At 58.1% G+C, this 16,583-nt stretch carries 12 protein-coding genes; 10 read left to right on the top strand and 2 right to left on the bottom strand.

Translation table 11 applies throughout. The annotated features are described in order from the left end of the window. Positions 1 to 52: 52 nt before the first annotated feature. The 6 genes from QP093_RS06605 to QP093_RS06580 all read left to right on the top strand — a co-directional run bounded on the left by QP093_RS06605 (position 53) and on the right by QP093_RS06580 (position 8,978). The gene (locus QP093_RS06605; protein ID WP_285015764.1) at positions 53 to 1,960 is read left to right on the top strand and encodes a glycosyltransferase; all 1,908 of its coding nucleotides are present in this window, start codon (positions 53 to 55) and stop codon (positions 1,958 to 1,960) included. After that, on the top strand, positions 1,953 to 3,995 hold the full coding sequence (locus tag QP093_RS06600) for a DUF6541 family protein (RefSeq protein WP_285015762.1): 2,043 nt from the start codon (positions 1,953 to 1,955) through the stop codon (positions 3,993 to 3,995). Before QP093_RS06605 ends, QP093_RS06600 begins: the two co-directional genes overlap by 8 nt. Positions 3,996 to 4,113: 118 nt before the next feature. Then, positions 4,114 to 5,310, top strand: coding sequence for a UDP-galactopyranose mutase (glf, locus tag QP093_RS06595; protein WP_092648719.1), 1,197 nt, complete (start codon positions 4,114 to 4,116; stop codon positions 5,308 to 5,310). Beyond that, positions 5,307 to 7,310 (top strand): glycosyltransferase, encoded by a 2,004-nt coding sequence (locus QP093_RS06590; protein WP_285015759.1) that lies wholly within the window; start codon positions 5,307 to 5,309, stop codon positions 7,308 to 7,310. The genes glf and QP093_RS06590 overlap by 4 nt, the downstream gene beginning before the upstream one ends. Positions 7,311 to 7,331: 21 nt before the next feature. Then, the gene (locus QP093_RS06585; protein WP_285015757.1) at positions 7,332 to 8,216 is read left to right on the top strand and encodes an ABC transporter permease; all 885 of its coding nucleotides are present in this window, start codon (positions 7,332 to 7,334) and stop codon (positions 8,214 to 8,216) included. After that, positions 8,217 to 8,978 (top strand): ABC transporter ATP-binding protein, encoded by a 762-nt coding sequence (locus tag QP093_RS06580; protein WP_058237036.1) that lies wholly within the window; start codon positions 8,217 to 8,219, stop codon positions 8,976 to 8,978. A 56-nt stretch (positions 8,979 to 9,034) separates the two neighbouring features. On the opposite strand, the gene QP093_RS06575 is transcribed toward QP093_RS06580, so the two are convergent. After that, positions 9,035 to 10,018, bottom strand: coding sequence for a hypothetical protein (locus QP093_RS06575; protein WP_285015754.1), 984 nt, complete (start codon positions 10,016 to 10,018; stop codon positions 9,035 to 9,037). Between the two features lie 263 nt (positions 10,019 to 10,281). Between QP093_RS06575 and QP093_RS06570 the strand changes: the two genes are divergently transcribed. The 3 genes from QP093_RS06570 to QP093_RS06560 are packed head-to-tail and all read left to right on the top strand — an operon-like array spanning position 10,282 to position 15,573. After that, positions 10,282 to 10,551, top strand: a complete 270-nt coding sequence (locus QP093_RS06570) for a WhiB family transcriptional regulator (protein ID WP_371935782.1) — start codon at positions 10,282 to 10,284, stop codon at positions 10,549 to 10,551. A 4-nt stretch (positions 10,552 to 10,555) separates the two neighbouring features. Further along, the gene (locus QP093_RS06565) at positions 10,556 to 14,089 is read left to right on the top strand and encodes a glycosyltransferase (protein WP_285015752.1); all 3,534 of its coding nucleotides are present in this window, start codon (positions 10,556 to 10,558) and stop codon (positions 14,087 to 14,089) included. Further along, a complete protein-coding gene (locus QP093_RS06560) occupies positions 14,086 to 15,573 on the top strand; it encodes a DUF5719 family protein (RefSeq protein ID WP_285015750.1) in 1,488 nt (495 codons plus the stop codon). Before QP093_RS06565 ends, QP093_RS06560 begins: the two co-directional genes overlap by 4 nt. A 19-nt stretch (positions 15,574 to 15,592) precedes the next feature. On the opposite strand, the gene QP093_RS06555 is transcribed toward QP093_RS06560, so the two are convergent. Then, entirely contained in the window at positions 15,593 to 16,012 is a 420-nt protein-coding gene (locus QP093_RS06555; RefSeq protein ID WP_092648713.1) for a metallopeptidase family protein, read from the bottom strand. Between the two features lie 93 nt (positions 16,013 to 16,105). Between QP093_RS06555 and QP093_RS06550 the strand changes: the two genes are divergently transcribed. Next, positions 16,106 to 16,582: a DUF3499 domain-containing protein gene (locus QP093_RS06550; protein WP_092649122.1), complete on the top strand. Its 477-nt coding sequence runs from the start codon at positions 16,106 to 16,108 to the stop codon at positions 16,580 to 16,582. Position 16,583 lies beyond the last annotated feature (1 nt).

The following is a 16,583-nucleotide window of genomic DNA, read 5'->3' as shown; positions in this document are numbered from 1 at the left end:
GTTCAAGGCGAGGCGTCCGAAGAATCTGTGTACCTCGCCTAGGATGAGCGCTATGACTGCCCCACGAATTGCTGCCGTCGTTGTCGCGTGGAACAGAGCTGAGCTTCTTCGCGAAACTATTGGAGCATTAGCCCGCCAATCCAGACCGCTTGACGACATTATCGTGGTGGACAACGCTTCTACGGATTCTACGCCGCAGGTCATTCGCGGCAGCAATGCCGTCATGGATACCGTCACGCTTCCATCGAACCTTGGGGGAGCTGGAGGATTTGCTGCCGGCATAGCCCGAGCAGTATCCCGAGGCGCCGACTTCGTGTGGATTATGGATGACGACACGGTGCCGCACTTGGACGCCCTCGAGCGACTTTTGGAAGCGCGGGCAGAATATCCAGGCGAGCCTGCAGTTATGGCGTGTCGGGCGGACTGGTTTGACGGGCGGGAGCACCCAATGAACAAGCCGCGACGTCGAGCATTCCTTCAACCTGGACTGCATGAACATGCCGAAAAGGCAGGGGCTTACCAGATACGAACGGCATCGTTCGTGGCTATCCTGCTCGACGCTCGTGCGATCCGCGAGGATGGACTCCCTGAAGCGGCGTACTTTCTGTGGAACGACGATTTTGAATACACAGCGCGTCTTCTTCGACGCCGAGTGGGCTTGTATGTTGATGCCGCGCGCGTCGAACATCGTACGAAAACTTTTGGAAATTCAACCGCAAGCCCTGGTGCACGCTTTACCAATGAGGTCCGAAACAAGATATGGGCATTCGGATGCTCACGTGGTTTCGGGCCGATTGAGCGGTGTGCATTCATGGCGATGACGACGATTCGTTGGGCGCGTCTACTGGCAGTCTCTCCTGAACGAGACGAGCTGTGGGATTACATGAAGGAGGGGATGAGGCAGGCGGGTGAAATGCCGCCCATGACTGCCGAAGTCCTTTCAGATACGGCAGTGGCGTGTGAAGCAGCGCAGCTAGATCGACGGGCACAAAGACAGGGACAGAGCGCGGCAAACAACCTATGTAAGGGCGTGCATCAGGAACAGGCAGGAACATCTCTGGGCGAAGAGCTCTGCTCAGATGAGACGCAGCCCTTTTCTGTTCTCCTGCCTGTATACATCAAGGACGATCCAGCACATTTCCAGAGGGCTCTCCAGTCTGTAGGTGCAGACCAGAGTCTTGCTGCTAACGAGATCGTCATTGTGTGCGACGGTCCCGTGAGCCCGAAAATAGATGAGATCCTGGATTCTACGCGTCATGGCAGATCGCCACACCTCGTCGCTGATATACCGGTCAAAGTCATCAGACTGGAGCGTAACAGAGGCCTTTCAGCAGCCTTGAACGCGGGTTTGCAGCACTGTTCATACGACATTGTCGCCCGAGCTGATGCCGACGATATCTCTGTGCCTGAACGATTTGCGCGCCAGCTCCCAGTCATGGAGCAGGGATTTGACATTGTGGGTGCGGCGATCGTTGAGTTTTCAGAAGACGAAAACGACACTGGCCTGATCAGGAAGCAGCCAGCTCGCCAGCGTGACATTGTGAACGCCTATACCTTCCATGATCCGTTCAACCATCCCTCGGTCGTCTATCGTGCCAGCGCAGTGAGGGATGCCGGTGGCTACCAGCATCTGGACCTGATGGAGGATTACTGGCTTTTCGCGCGAATGGTTGCTGACGGTGCGCGAGTTACCAATCTTCCCGATGTCCTCGTGAAATATCGTGTGGGATCGGGAGCTTATCAGCGTCGAGGAGGGCTACGTTTACTGAAGAGTGAAATCGAACTCCAACGACGTTTTCGAAAATCAGAAATCACGACGCTCCACGAATATATGCGCAATCTACTTGTCAGAGGCACTTATCGCCTGATTCCGACCACAACACGTCGAGCGATGTACCGGCTGTGGCGCAGAGTGATGCTTTCTCGTGATCAAAATGGTGGTGCGCAATCGCATGGCTAATTTGTTCTTGTGGGCTGAAACGTTGCCGGCGTTTTGCCTGGCAGTTATTGCGCTTTTCGTGCCGGGGTTTCTCCTATCGAGAATCATGGGATACCGACGCGTAATCCTGCTGGCTACATCACCCCTCTTGTCAGTGTTCCTCATGGGAACAGGTGCTATAGCTGCGCAGAGAGTAGGAATCCTGTGGGGGTGGGGCGCATATCTGCTTTGGACCCTCCTGTGGATACTGATCATGCTGCCAGTCCTGATTGTGAAATTGCGTCAACAGCACGTTGAGCGATCTGCACGAAATGGAAGTACTGCGTCGTATCGGACTGCAATCACGAGATCGAAATTGCTTTTCAGCTTTTTTGGTTTTGCGCTTGCTGCCTTGGTCAGTGCATACGGAGTAATCGCCCCAATAGGTAAGCCTATGCGTCCGCCCCAGACATGGGACGGGATCTTCCACCTCAATGCAATCAGATGGATTCTCAATACCGGGAACGGGTCGACTCTGGATCTGGGAGCAGTCTCGACAACTGGCAACATCCCCCGGTTCTATCCCGCCGGTTGGCATGATTGGACAGTTCTCGCATGCAGTGGAGTGTCCGATGACGTTGTCGCGTCGGCGAACGTGACGTCGATTGTGATCAGTGCGATTCTTTGGCCGATCGGTGCGGCACTTGTCGGATGGCTGATATCGAACAGGAATATGTGGGCTTTTGTCATTGGACCTCTGATCGCCACCTGTTTCACGGCTTTCCCTGAGAGGCCTCTTTCATTCGGCACTTTGTGGCCAACGGGTTTTTCGTATTCCCTGGTACCGTTCGTTCTTACTCTGTTTATCGTCATGCTTGAAGACGGAGCAAGGAAGCGCGCGAGAATACTGCCAGCTGTGATCTTGGGAATTATCGGAATGACGATTGTTCATCCCACTGGGGTGTTGGTGGTATGTGTATTTGTGCTCTGGAGGTTCCTTGGGCATCTTTTCTCGATCATTCGAGGCCGTTCTTTCGCTACTCGGCAATGGAAAGTTTTTGTTTTCAGCATCCCGATAGTCGTAGGTGTTGGGTTTTTTTTCCTGTCCCATACGTCAGTGTGGAGGATAGCAACGTCTTTCCAGAGGATGGGATCGGGTGGAAGCTTCTCGACAGCAATAAAGCAGGCTATTTTCGACGCCCAGATTCCATTTCAATGGAATGGGTACATCAGTCAGAAGCCATTCATCGCAGTGGCGACAATTTTCGGGCTAATTGTTTGCCTGGTGTGCAGGAAGTACTGGCTAACCATTGCATACTGTTCAATGGTGTTGTTGTACGCGATCTGCTACTCACTGTGGGAGCCAGGACTTTTCCTGGTCGCGCCATGGTACACGGATGCGATCCGTGTTGGAGCCGCTGTGCCACTTATCGCAGCGCCAATAAGCATCCTGGGACTTATCACATTGGTATCCCAGGTTCAGCACGTAATAGGGTCCGCGCTACCGTCAAAACTGGGGCCGTCGGCACGCACGGCGCTCGCCATGACCCTCTCAGCAGCTTGCGCACTTTCGGGCGTCTATCTGACCTCGGGAAAGTTCGGACGCACTGCTGGTGCCCACCAAGTCTACGTGAGCTACATGCAGCAAATCCGGCGAGGGTACAGTTCATTGATCACAGATGATGAAATCACCTTCATGAAACGCTTGAAGGATGAGTTGCCCCCGGATGCACGAGTACTGGGGGATCCAATGAATGGCTCCGCACTGCTGTACGCGATCGCGAACATCGATGTGGTGTTTCGACATATCACAGGATCATTCGACCCGGACCTTGTCGATGCCGCCGTGAATTTCGAAAAGATCGACGAAGACCCAAAGATTTGTCAAACTCTCAATGAAAACAACATACGGTACCTTTACACAGACTTGCTGACCTATTGGCCTGAACATGCACGATCACGGCCAATCTCAGTGGGATTGCGCAATGGAGCAAATCTGACGAAGGACATGCGACTGGTTGATTCAGGCCGGACAGCATCATTGTGGGAGATAACTCAATGTGATAAACCGTCATGACACCTTTAGCCGGAAGAGCCCCGGCCTGCCGCATTTTGGAACGAGAAGGCGCTAGCATTTAAAGCTAAGTGCATGATGGCGTGGGGAGCCACGACAAATGACGAATAAGGAGAATGCAGTGGAGAAGGATCAGCCGGACCTCGTAGTGGTCGGTGCAGGCCTATTTGGACTGACGATCGCGCAGAGAGCTGCAGAAGAGCTTGGACTCAAAGTAGCCATCATTGAAAAGCGTTCGCACATCGGTGGAAACGCCTGGTCGGAAGAAGAACCAACCACTGGCATCGAAGTTCACCGCTATGGCGCTCACTTATTCCATACATCCAACGAGCGGGTGTGGGAATACGTCAATCGCTTCACTTCTTTTACGAATTACCAGCATCATGTCTACACCACTCACAACGGCGAAGTGTTTCCCATGCCGGTCAACTTGGGCACCATCAACCAGTTTTTCCGCGCGGCGTACACTCCCGACCAGGCGCGCGCGGTCGTTAAAGAGCAATCCGCCGAACTGGGTGACAAGAAGCCGGAAAACTTTGTCGAAAAAGGAATCTCCCTTGTCGGGCGTCCGCTCTATGAAGCATTCTTCATGAACTACACAGCCAAGCAGTGGCAAACTGAACCGGAAAATCTTCCCGCTTCAATCGTCTCGCGCCTGCCTGTCCGCTACACCTATAACAATCGGTACTTCAACGACACCTATGAAGGGTTGCCAACCGACGGTTATGGCGCGTGGATGGAAAAAATGGTGGACGACCCGAATATCACGGTGTACACCGATACCGATTTTTTCGACGATTCACACGAACTCAGCCGATCCCATGTTGTCGGCAAGATTCCAGTTGTGTACACCGGCCCGATCGACCGTTACTTTGACTACGACGAGGGTGACCTTGGATGGCGCACCATCGACTTGGAAGAGGAAATCCTCGACACCGGAGATTTCCAGGGAACATCAGTGATGAATTATGCAGACCTGGATGTTCCGTACACCAGAATTCATGAGTTCCGCCATTTCCACCCCGAACGCGACTACCCGACTGACAAGACGGTAATCCATCGCGAATACTCCCGTTTTGCTGAACGAGGCGACGAACCTTACTATCCCATTAACACCAGCGATGATCGCGAGCGTTTGGAAAAGTACCGCGCCAAAGCTGACAAAGAGCCCAATGTGTTGTTCGGCGGCAGGCTTGGAACATATAAGTACCTCGACATGCATATGGCGATCGCTTCTGCGCTGACCATGTTCGACAATGTTCTTAAGCCCCACTTTGTCGACGGTACGTCGCTACAGTCTGGAGAAGAAAACCAATGAGCACCAAGACACACGATGATTACACGCAGGTCGCGCGAATAGTCTTTCCCGCACAGGGGGAAGAGGATCTGCTGCCCCTGTATGTAGATTTCGGCCGGGCACACAATTCGACAGAACCCATTGATGCCGGCAGCAAGAAGGCGCGCAATGCCACACTGCGTAGTCTTGCCATGCAACGCCATGGGGGCGAAGACCATAGTGCATTGATCAACGGGGACTCGACAATGAGGCTGCCTGGAGGTCTTCGAGTCTCATTCGCGTCAGTCTTTAACGCGTTTCCCGCGAGCTACTGGCGCCAGTGGACCCGTGCGACAGCAGCACGTCTCGAAATAACGATCAAAGGACGTGCATCGGTCCTGGTCTACAAGTCCAATGCTCAGGGACGCTTCATCCGTATCGACTCCGCAGCCGTTGATTCGGAAACCGTCGAATTCGACGTTCCACTCAAGACGTTTGCTGACGGCGGCTGGATTTGGTTCGACGTCATTGCATCAGATGAAGACGCGCAGTTCCTCTCCGGGTGCTGGAAGGTGAACGCGCAACCCGAATGGGATGTCTCCCTGTCAATAGGTATCACCACTTTTAATCGCCCTGATTACTGCGCAAAGACAATCCTCGCCCTTGGTGAAGCCGAAAACCTGAAGGACATTCTCAAGCGGGTCTACGTTGTTGACCAAGGTAATCAATTTGTCAGCGACGACGAGCTGTACCCTCAAGCAGTGGAGGCACTGGGCGATCGCCTTGTCATGATCCACCAGGGAAATATGGGCGGCTCCGGTGGATTCTCGCGCGGCATGTACGAATCGGTACAAGCTGACGAGACAGAATTCCACATGCTGCTTGATGACGATGTCATCGTGAACCCCGAATCAGTCGAACGTTTGGTTCGCTTCGCATCACTGTGCCGTAACCGCACGATCGTCGGTGGGCAGATGTTCGATCTTAACGACCGTGCAGTTGCTCACTCCTTTGGCGAGGGAATCAATACGTGGCGCTGGCTGTGGGGACCTGTTCCGGGAACTGAGAATCGCATTGATCTTGCACTGGCTAATCTCCGTCAGCGTCGTGAACTGCACCGCAGACTCGACGTCGACTACAACGGCTGGTGGATGACGCTCATTCCTGTCTCAGTGATCAAAGAAATTGGCTTGTCCTTGCCGATCTTTATCAAGTGGGACGATCTTGAATACTCGCTGCGCGCCTCCGAGCATGGCGTGAGCACAGTGACCCTCCCAGGGGCAGGTCTGTGGCACGTAGCGTGGGGTGACAAAGACGACGCACGCGACTGGCAGGCCTACTACCACGAGCACAACAGGATCCTGACGGCTCTTCTGCATTCGCCATATGACCACGGTGGCCGCCTGCCGTACGAGCTCACGACACTTGACGTGAAGCACTCTGTATCTGCTGAATACTACGCCCAGTCAGCGCGACTGATGGCAGTGCGCGATATCTTGTCTGGCCCTGAGCATCTCCACCGCACCCTCAAGACGCGCATGCAACAGCTTCGTGAAATGACGAAGAACTTTACTGACGCGCAGTACAAGTCAGAGCCGGACGCCTTCCCGCCGATTAATCGTCTGAGCCGTTCGCGTTTCAAGAAAGGGCTACCCAAGGGGCCAAATATGCTGACCTTGGCGCCTTGGACACTGAAAACACTGATCCGGTTGATGACGCCTCCGAAAGAAAGCGCAAAACAGCATCCGGAAGGATTTGTTGCACACGCTGACTCGAAGTACTTTATTTTGAGCCAGTTTGACTCTGTCCTCGTCACGAAAGCGGACGGCTCTGGCACAGCATGGTACAAACGAGATCCACGGAAACTGCGTAAGCTCCTGAGTCAGTCAATTTCGGCCAGAAGCCAACTGATCAGCCGCTGGGATGAACTTTCAGCGCAATATCGACAGGCTCTTGCGCATATCGTCTCGCTCGACGAGTGGGCGAAGACTTTTGGTATCACGTCCAATGAATCAAGTGAAACTGCCGCCGCGGAGTACTGATCGAACAGAATTCTTCCATTGATGACTAAAGAACTGAGCGAATACCCACTTCGAGCGCCCGGCCATTCGGCCGGTTTGCTCGACTTGGGACGATGGAGTTTCCTCCTGCGCCTGTTGGTGAAGAAAGAACTGCGGGTACGCTACAGAGGGTCCGCGCTGGGCATGGTGTGGAGCTATGTAAAACCAGCGGTCCAACTGGTCGTTTACTACATCGCAATGGGTAAATTCATGGGCCTGGGTCGTTCCATTCCCAGCTACGTGGTCTACCTGTTCGCCGGCATGGTGATGATCAACTTCTTCAACGAGATCCTGTCCAACACCACGCGATCGATTATCTGGAACGCTCCGCTGGTGGGCAAGATCTATCTACCACGCGAGCTATTCCCGGTCTCAAGCTTGTGGGTCGCCTTCGTCCATGTTGTTCCGCAGATCGTTGTGCTGATAGTCGGAGCACTCCTCTTCGGATGGAGACCAACCCCAGTGCACATTCTGGTCGGTGTACTTTCAGTGCTGACGATCGGCATGTTCTCCCTCGGTTTAGGTCTGCTCTTCGCGGCTTTCAACGTCTTTTTCCGTGACGCTGAAAACTTCGTTGACTTGCTGTCGATGGTTGCTATCTGGGTCTCGCCTGTGTTCTACCAATGGCATATGGTGGCGGATGTCTTCCCTCGGTGGCTTGTCAACCTCTACATGCTGAACCCTCTTGCGATGGGCGTCGAACTGTCTCACTTCTGCTTCTGGGCACCGACGCAAGGCGTTGTCGAAGCCGGCCGTACGAGCTGGGACCTCATGGCCCCAAGCATGCCCGCACTGATGATGGGATCCTTCGTCATTGCGTTTGGTGTGCTGCTCATCGGCCAACTGGTCTTCCACCGTCTTGAAGGTAAGTTCGCACAGGAGTTGTAAATGAACGATCCTCACAATTCTGGGTCCGAAGCCCTCGAGATGGTCCGGCTTGAACACCTCGACAAGGAATTTCGGCTGCGCCACACCCGTTCCATCAAGGAATACGTGGTGTGGACCCTGAAGGGGCGCAAAGATGAACTGGACGATTCCTTCAAAGCACTTGACGACCTGTCATTGTCAATCCACCAGGGTGAGTCCGTGGCACTGCTCGGCTTCAATGGCTCAGGAAAATCCACCACGCTCAAACTGATCAGTGGCGTGATGCGCCCCGATCAGGGCACTGTTCTGGCCCGTGGCAGAATCGCCGGTTTGATTGAAGTTGGCGCGGGAATGCACCCGGATCTGACCGGACGCGAAAATATTTACCTGAATGCGGCGATTCTGGGCATGAAAGAAAAGGAGATCGACGAAAAGTTCGATCAGATCGTGGCGTTCAGCGAGATCGAGAAATTCATCGACACTGAGGTGAAATTCTACTCCTCAGGTATGTACATGCGGCTTGCTTTTTCCGTTGCCGTCCACTGTGAGCCTGACGTCTTCCTGGTCGATGAGATCCTCGCCGTGGGAGATGAGCCTTTCCAACGCAAGTGTATTTCGAAGATGGAAGAGCTTCGGGGTACCGGCCAGACGCTTGTTGTTGTCAGCCATGACCTCGAAATGATAAAGAACATTTGTGAGCGCGGCATCGTGCTGGATCATGGAGTCAAGAAGTTCGATGGGTCAATCGTTGAGGCCGTCGACTTCCTCCGCGCCTCTCGATAAGAACCAGTGTGCCGCCGGAGTGGGGGCCACCCGCGCTGTGCGAAGCCGCCAGAAGGCTAAGGGCGCAGCTGCGCGCGTTCCTGGGTGGCGATGCGGGCGATCTGGTCGGCAACGGCTGGATCGTCTGGGTCAAGCCCGCCGCAGGCGATGATGACCAGAGGGCGGCTGCGGCTCAGCGCCCAGAGCAGCAGACTCGTATCTGCAACCAGGCCCCGGCTCATCACAGCGATACGAGGCGGCAGGTCGATGCTGCCGCGCAGGGATGCCGGCGTAGCGCTGTCAGTGCGTGGAGATCCGGGCACAGCACTGTCACCGCGTGGGGACTTCGTCACGCCACCGTTACCATGCGCAGACCCCGGCGCAGCGCCCTCATCGTGCGCAGCGCCAGGCGCGCCGCCGTCAGTCTCCCACAACTGCCCCCACGCTAGATTCGAGGGCTCATCGACCCGCCAGCCGGCAGAAAAAGTAGGCAACTCATCAACACCGAAGTCCGGCACATCGTTGTACCCCGACACCTCAGCGATCGCATCCATCATCGCGCCGGGCAGGTCCCCGTCCCATTGCAACGCCAGCGCAGACAAGTTATGCGCATACACACTCACACCGGCCTCATCAGCGGCGCACGCCCGCTCAGACACCTCGCCCGTGATCAAAATGTCGGCGTCCCCCTCGTCCATGAGGGCCGCGTCAACGGTGCGCCACCCGCACAGCCACGAGGCACCCGCCCACAGGCACCCTTGCCACGAAGACGGCATGTCCACGCAGATCCGTCCGCGCGGCTGACAGTCCTGATCGTCGAGGGCGACCTGCCCGCTCGGCGCGTTGATGCTGCGACTGTCACCGCTGCCGACGCCGGCAAGGTCACCCCACTGGTTCATCGCGGAATACTCCATCAAAAGGTTCGCGATCTTGGAGAACCAGCGGGCCAGAACAGGGCCGGAGAGCTCGGTGCGCTCAATGGGGGAGGCTGCAAGGTCGTACCACGTCAGTAGTGGCAGCGGCTGTCTTTGAAGCAGGCTGACCAGCTGATGAAGAGTCATACTCGGTACGTTAGCGAAAAAGGCGGGGGAACGGGGGGTGTGCCCGCGCAAACCCGTGACATTGCAGGCTGAATAACGGTTAGGTCACCGTGAGTGGCCACGCTAACCCGCGATGCGACACAGCGACAACTCGACACGCCGAGTGGCGGAGAAAAAATCGCAAGCGAACTTGACACCGGCGGATAACAACGGTGTAATTCAGGTACGAACTGTTTACGGCGAGGGGACGATAAATCGTGTGGAACATCCTGGGTGACGGACCTCTGACATGGTCCGAGGCTGCGGATGTCGAGGCATTTGCCCGTGCTGATGGCCCGCTGGCGTGGCAGCAGCATGCGCTGTGCGCACAGACAGATCCAGAAGCCTTCTTCCCGGAAAAGGGAGGATCGACGCGCGAAGCGAAAGCCGTGTGCCAATCATGCTCAGTGCGTGAAGAGTGCCTGGAATACGCATTAGCTCATGACGAGCGATTCGGAATCTGGGGCGGATTGTCCGAACGGGAGCGTCGCCGCTTGCGCCGTGCCGCTGGCTGATGACATGACCTCCAGCGCTTCGCACCGCTCGGCGCACACTACGCCACCCTCGTCCAATCCTGAACAATCAGACGCTGACGTCTCACCTCATGGCGATGAGCCAGGTTCACGCCGCGCGCGCAGCCACACTGCTCACGGCGTTGTCGCCGTGCTGGTCACCCGTTCGACGAATGACAACCGTTGCCGCGCAGCCGCGGTCAGTATCGATTCCCAGGCCGAACAGCCCGAACACCTCGTCATCATCGATGCGGAAGCTGGGGATCCCCGGCCACCTCACACTCCCGCCCAGGCTGACAAACACGCCACGCTCGACGATGCCATTCGTGACTTCACGGTTCCGACCACCTTCGTCTCAACACCAGGTGCGCGCAACCTCTCTGACGCCATCCACCGTGCATATGCCGACAACGATCGCGTGGCTGAACTGATCGATAATTCCACGTGGCTGTGGATCATGCACGATGACTGTGTGGCGCACCCACAGTGTCTGTCTCGTCAGTGGAATACCGCCCAGAGCGGACGCACAATCGGCGTGGTCGGTGCCAAACAGGTCGCAATGGACGGCTCACGCCTCCTTGAGTTGGGTATTCGCGCCACCCGTTCAGCACGGCGAGTCGACACAGTAATGCCCGATGAGATCGATCAAGGTCAATACGATGACACGTCCGATGTCCTCGCGGTCGGCACCGCCGGCATGCTGGTAAGCACGCAGGCATGGACGAAACTGGGCGGCTTGAGCCCCTACCTCGGACCTTTCGGTGACGGACTGGAGTTCGGCCGCAGGGCGCGGCGCGCCGGGTACCGCGTCGTCGTTGACCCGAAGGCACGAGTGCGACATGAACAGGCCAGCCTGCGTGACCAAGGCGCTGACCATCCCGATGACGCGTCTTTCCAGGTACGCCGCTATGCCCAGTTGTTCAACTGGATGGTGGCTGCACCATGGTGGCAACTGCCGCTGCTCATGGTGGCTCTGACCGTGTGGACACCGCTGCGTGCCATCGGCAGGATCATGACCAGTGCCGCCCACCTGGCGATACCTGAGCTGAGCGCCTGGCTCAAGCTGATCGCACACACGCCCGACCTGATTCGCGCACGCCACCTCGCCGCCCGCACCGCCACACTGCCCCGACGAGTACTCGCATCAGTGGAAGCCAGCCCACGCGAGGTGTGGCGCGCCCGTAAACTTCGAGCCCGCACCATTCGCGCACGCAACGACATGGACGAGGGCGACCCCATCCAGCATGCCTCACTGCGCAGCTACCGCATGACCAGTGCTGTGACGTTCACAGTGATGACCGTGATCACTGTCGTACTCAGCATCGTCCTCTGGCACTCGCATCTGTCCACCCTGCGCGGAGGTGCCTGGCTTGCATTGCCATCGACATGGAAACAGACGGCGCAAGCCGCGCTGACATGGTGGTTGCCGTCAGGCAGTGGAATTGCTGCTGTTCCTGACCCGTTCCTCGTTCTTCTCACGGTGCTCATTGCGCCGTTGTGCGCCTTGGGAGTATCCCCAACGTATGCGACTGCTCTTTTGCTGGCCGCAGCCATACCGGCATCGTGCCTGACAATGTGGGCTCTTTCGTGCGCTGTGACGGCGTCACTGCGCCTGCGAGTCGTGATGTGCATGGTGTGGACCTGCGCCCCGACATTGCTGCTGGCATTACTCCAGGGACGTCTCAGCGCCGCCCTCGTCCACGTCTTTCTTCCCCTGGCAGCGTGGGGCTGGATCCGACTGATCAGCCGCGCAAAGCCAACACTGGTCGTCCCGAGCGCTGATGGGGTGGCAACTCTTGACCGCCATGTCCGTGCCGGCGGAGCGTGGGGGATTGGGGCAATCAGCCTGGCCGTCATCGTGAGCGCGGTGCCTGCCCTGATGGGTGCGGCTGTGCTGATCGCCGCCGTTGCACTGATGCGGTGGAGGAGGCGTGCCGCCGTCCTCGCATGGTCCCTCGTGCCTGCTGGAGTTGTGATCACCCCATTGGTCAGCGCGGCGATCCGCACTGGCGGTACAAGCTGGCATGCGCTCATTACGCCTGGCGGTGGAACACTTGCAGTTCCTCCTGCACAGGCCTGGCAGATTGCACTGGGTCTGCCCTTTGACATTCGTGCCCCCTACGGAGAACTCAGCAGACACAACCCGTCGGTGTGGACGTGGCTGAATATTCACGGTTTGACCACAGCGCTCATCTGCGGGGCAGTCGTTATTGTCATGCTGGCGGTGTGCGCCCTGTTGAGCATCCTCCCTGTGCGTGTCCATGAGCCCTTCACCCGCATGTGGGGAATGGCCGTGGCAGCGCTGAGCCTGTTCGCAGCCTACGGTGTGAGCACAGTGCCAGTGGCACTGGGGGCCGATGCTCATGCCCCTGCCGGATGGCTCGCTGCAGACACGGTAGCCTATGCGTGGCCCGGCCCCTTTATTTCACTGGGACTGTTGGGCATGACCCTCGCGCTGTCAACGTGCGACAGTCCGCACTACACGGCCAAGGCTGAAGACGGTGAGCTGACTGTGCGCATACGCGCATGGTCGCAGCGCCCGCCTCTCATCCGTAGCGCAGCCACCGCACTGGTTGCCTGCACCGCGCTGGTCCCCATGATCGTGTGGGTCACGATGATGATGGCGCCCCCAACGGCGAGCAGAGTCACCGCCACATCGCGCCCGGCCCTGCCAGCTGTGTCCACTCACGCACAGGAATCACCGCGAGGCGGACGCACCCTCGTGATCGCCCCACTCGAACCGTCCGCTGAAGCGTTTGGCTCAGCCGAGGGGACAGGCGCGGCCAGTCCACATGATCATCAGGAAGACGAGGCCGCGACGCGCGCTCACGGCGCACTGGCCGCGTGGATCCTGCGCGCCCAGGACGTGTCATGGACCGATGATTCAGCGCTGACACGATGGGCCCGTCTGATCGCAGTCAGTCCGAGCGAGGCGGATGGCGATGCAGCCCTCCCAGACCCCGTATCCGCGCAGCTTCTCAGCGCACTCGCCACGCTGGTTGCGACCCCTGACGAGCAGGCTGCGCGCATCCTGTACCAGCACAACATCGACACAGTGGTGTGCACCGGATCGAAAGGTTCCCACGCGGCTGCTTCTCATTGCCAGGCCAACGTCGAAGAATCACTCGACAAAGTGGCGGCACTGGAAAAAGTAGGTGACACGGATGCGGGTGCCCTGTGGAGAGTCCGACCAGATTCGGCCCAGCCCGCACACTTACGGATCGGCACGACGCCGATTGACTCCACTCAACTCGGCACGTCAGTCACCCTTCATACTGGAGCAGGGGTGGACGAGGGAGCCCCTGCCACCCTGGTGTGGGCGGAGCGTTCAGATGCGCGCTGGCATGCCACTGTGGACGGGCGCGCACTTGAATACGTGACACCCTCGGAAGCCACCTGGGCTCAAGGCTTTGCACTGCCAGAATCGGGGCAGCTTGTCATCACCTGGTCGTGGTGGCCGCAGACCCTGTGGCGCGTTGTGCTCGCTGTGGCCGGAGCCGCCTGCATTATGGGCCTCGTGCCACTCAGGAGGCGCACATGAGTACCGCGCACGCACCCACAGCCGTGCCCCGCACGAAGCTGGCACGCTCACGGCGACCGATGGTCGCCGCACTGATCACGATTATGGCTATCGCGTCAATCTGCTACCTGGCCGCACGCTCCGCCACAACGCAGCCCAGTGCCATCGGCCCGGCCCGTATTGAAGCTCCGGTTGTGACGGCGTCCCCCTCGTCAGTGACACTGGGCTGCCCGGGAGGCCTGGACGACCCGCAAGCCGTCGGCAATACGCGGATGCCGGCGCAATGGTGGGTGTCACCTGCCGGATCCTCTGGTGTCAACGCTGGCGGGAACGATGCTGCAAAGAACGAACCACACGTGGCACTCACCGTGACAGGAGAGCGTGTGCAACGTGCCACCGCGCTGGTGCTGTCGGGAAACGGCGGAGGAGAACTGCGCTCCTTGGTGCTCGACACATGCCGACCAGCTCTGCAGGACCAGTGGGTTGCGCTCGGAAGTACTCTCGTGGGAGAGGACGTGGTGCTCCAACTGGTCAACCCATCCGACAAGTCGACACAGGTTTCCATCGATGCAATCAGCGAATCTGGCCCGACCACCACGCCAGGACCTGCCGTCGTTGTCCCGCCCCAATCACGCATGTCGCTGCTGGCAGCCTCCTGGTTCCCAGGATATGAGCGCCTTGCACTGCACGTTCGAGCCGACGGTCCCGGCGTCATCGCCTGGGCACAGTCATCCGGCATGAACGGTGAGACACCGTTGGGACTGACGCGAATTGCAGGGCAGCCAGCATCGCTGGACTCCGTCATAGCGTTGCCGGATCGCACCGCACTCGAATCAGCAGCCATCCGTATCGCCGTACCCAGCGGAGAGAACGCGCAGGTCACGTTGAGCGTGCTGAACCCCGTGGGAACAACGCCGTTGGCCGGCACCGACCAGCTCACCGTGGACAACGGGACAGTTCTGGATGTGGATATTTCCACGCTGGATGACCAGGCTCGTGCAGTTCGCGTCCAATCAGATGTGCCCATCGCGACAACCGTGATGGTGAAGACGGTTGGGAGCCAATGGAACGGGTCGCAGACGCACTGGGAAGACAGAGATGCATCCGTCGGGGTCGCTCCCGTCACGACGCTCACCATCCCGGCTCGCCAGGACCTCGGGGCGCTCCTGAGTGACATTCTGGCTGAGGAGCAGGTGGCGCGTCCAACAGCCCTCGAAACTGCCAGCGGTGCAGAACTGAGCACCATGTCCGTGCTTGTCACCACCGGCGCGAACGCCACACAGGTGAGTATCGGGGACCTCACACACGACTTGCCAGCCGGGACAAGCACGCAGATCGATCTGGACGAAGCAGCTCAGCAGACACTCGAAGCCAGCCAGCCGGTCCACGTCAGCCTCGCACTGAGTGTGAAGACACCGACAGGTATGCTTCACGCGGTGACAGGGCTGGATCACGCCGGGTTAGGACAAGGCCAGGAAACGATCCTCATGACGCCCAGCCGATAAGCGGACCGGACTGAAGCGACTACATGTCGAAATACTCTTCGAGCTCGTCGGGCGGAATCGCCAGAATATGCGAAATACGGTCAGCCAGAATCTGACGCATCACCGTGTCCATGTCTGAGCGCGCGCTGTGCAGCTCCATCGCCCGGCGATACACGACGATACGGTCACGCAGCCCGCGCCGGCGATCAGCGGGAAAAATGCGGGCAATGACCACCGAATGGTCCTCCCACGCAGCAGGATCGGACGGTGGAACATCCTCCACACCGAATTCAATGGTCGCCACAGCTGGCCACCGTTCAGTCAGCTCACTGACAGCATCTTGAACGCAGCGCACAAACTGTGCGCGCCGCGTCATTCGCGCAGGGATGCCCGGAACAAACTGTGGTCCGCGCGTCCCTCGTCCGTGGCGATCACGACGACCTTGACTCCGTGTAGGCACATGGCCACTGTAAGCGATGACATGGCGAAAATGGCAGTCAACCTTGGGTGTGCCTCCACGCAACCGGCGTCAGGCCACCCTACAGTAGAAGGCGTGATGCTGGCTCGACACTGTTCCAAACCCGGATGCGCAGGGGCTCCTGTTGCAACATTGACGTATGACTATGCCGATTCGACGGCCGTCCTCGGTCCACTGTCAACAGCGAGCGAGCCGCACGCATACGACTTGTGTGAACGCCACGCGAATAATCTGACTGCCCCTCAAGGATGGCAAATCGTGCGTTTGCAGAGCTCGTTTGACCCGGCACCACCATCGGCCGATGACCTGATGGCGCTCGTTGACGCAGTCCGCGATGCCGCCCACACCGATTCAGCCTCACCAGTGGCTCAATGCGTCGCGCACCACGCCCAACAAGGCGACCCGGCTGCCCCCTCGTCAATTGACGGGAAAGACACACCCAACCGCCCCTGGCAGGCTGAACGCGGCCCCTTCGCTGGTGATCACGAGGCCAGAAAATCACGGTTCCATGTGATTACGACACAGGGAATGACTCCTGAGGACAAGGAATAGT

The sequence above is a fragment of the Pauljensenia sp. UMB10120 genome (assembly GCF_030212035.1).
Classification (GTDB): Bacteria; Actinomycetota; Actinomycetes; order Actinomycetales; family Actinomycetaceae; genus Pauljensenia; species Pauljensenia radingae_A.
Note: the sequence above shows the minus strand (reverse complement) of the source record. Positions and strands in the feature narration are given on the sequence as shown.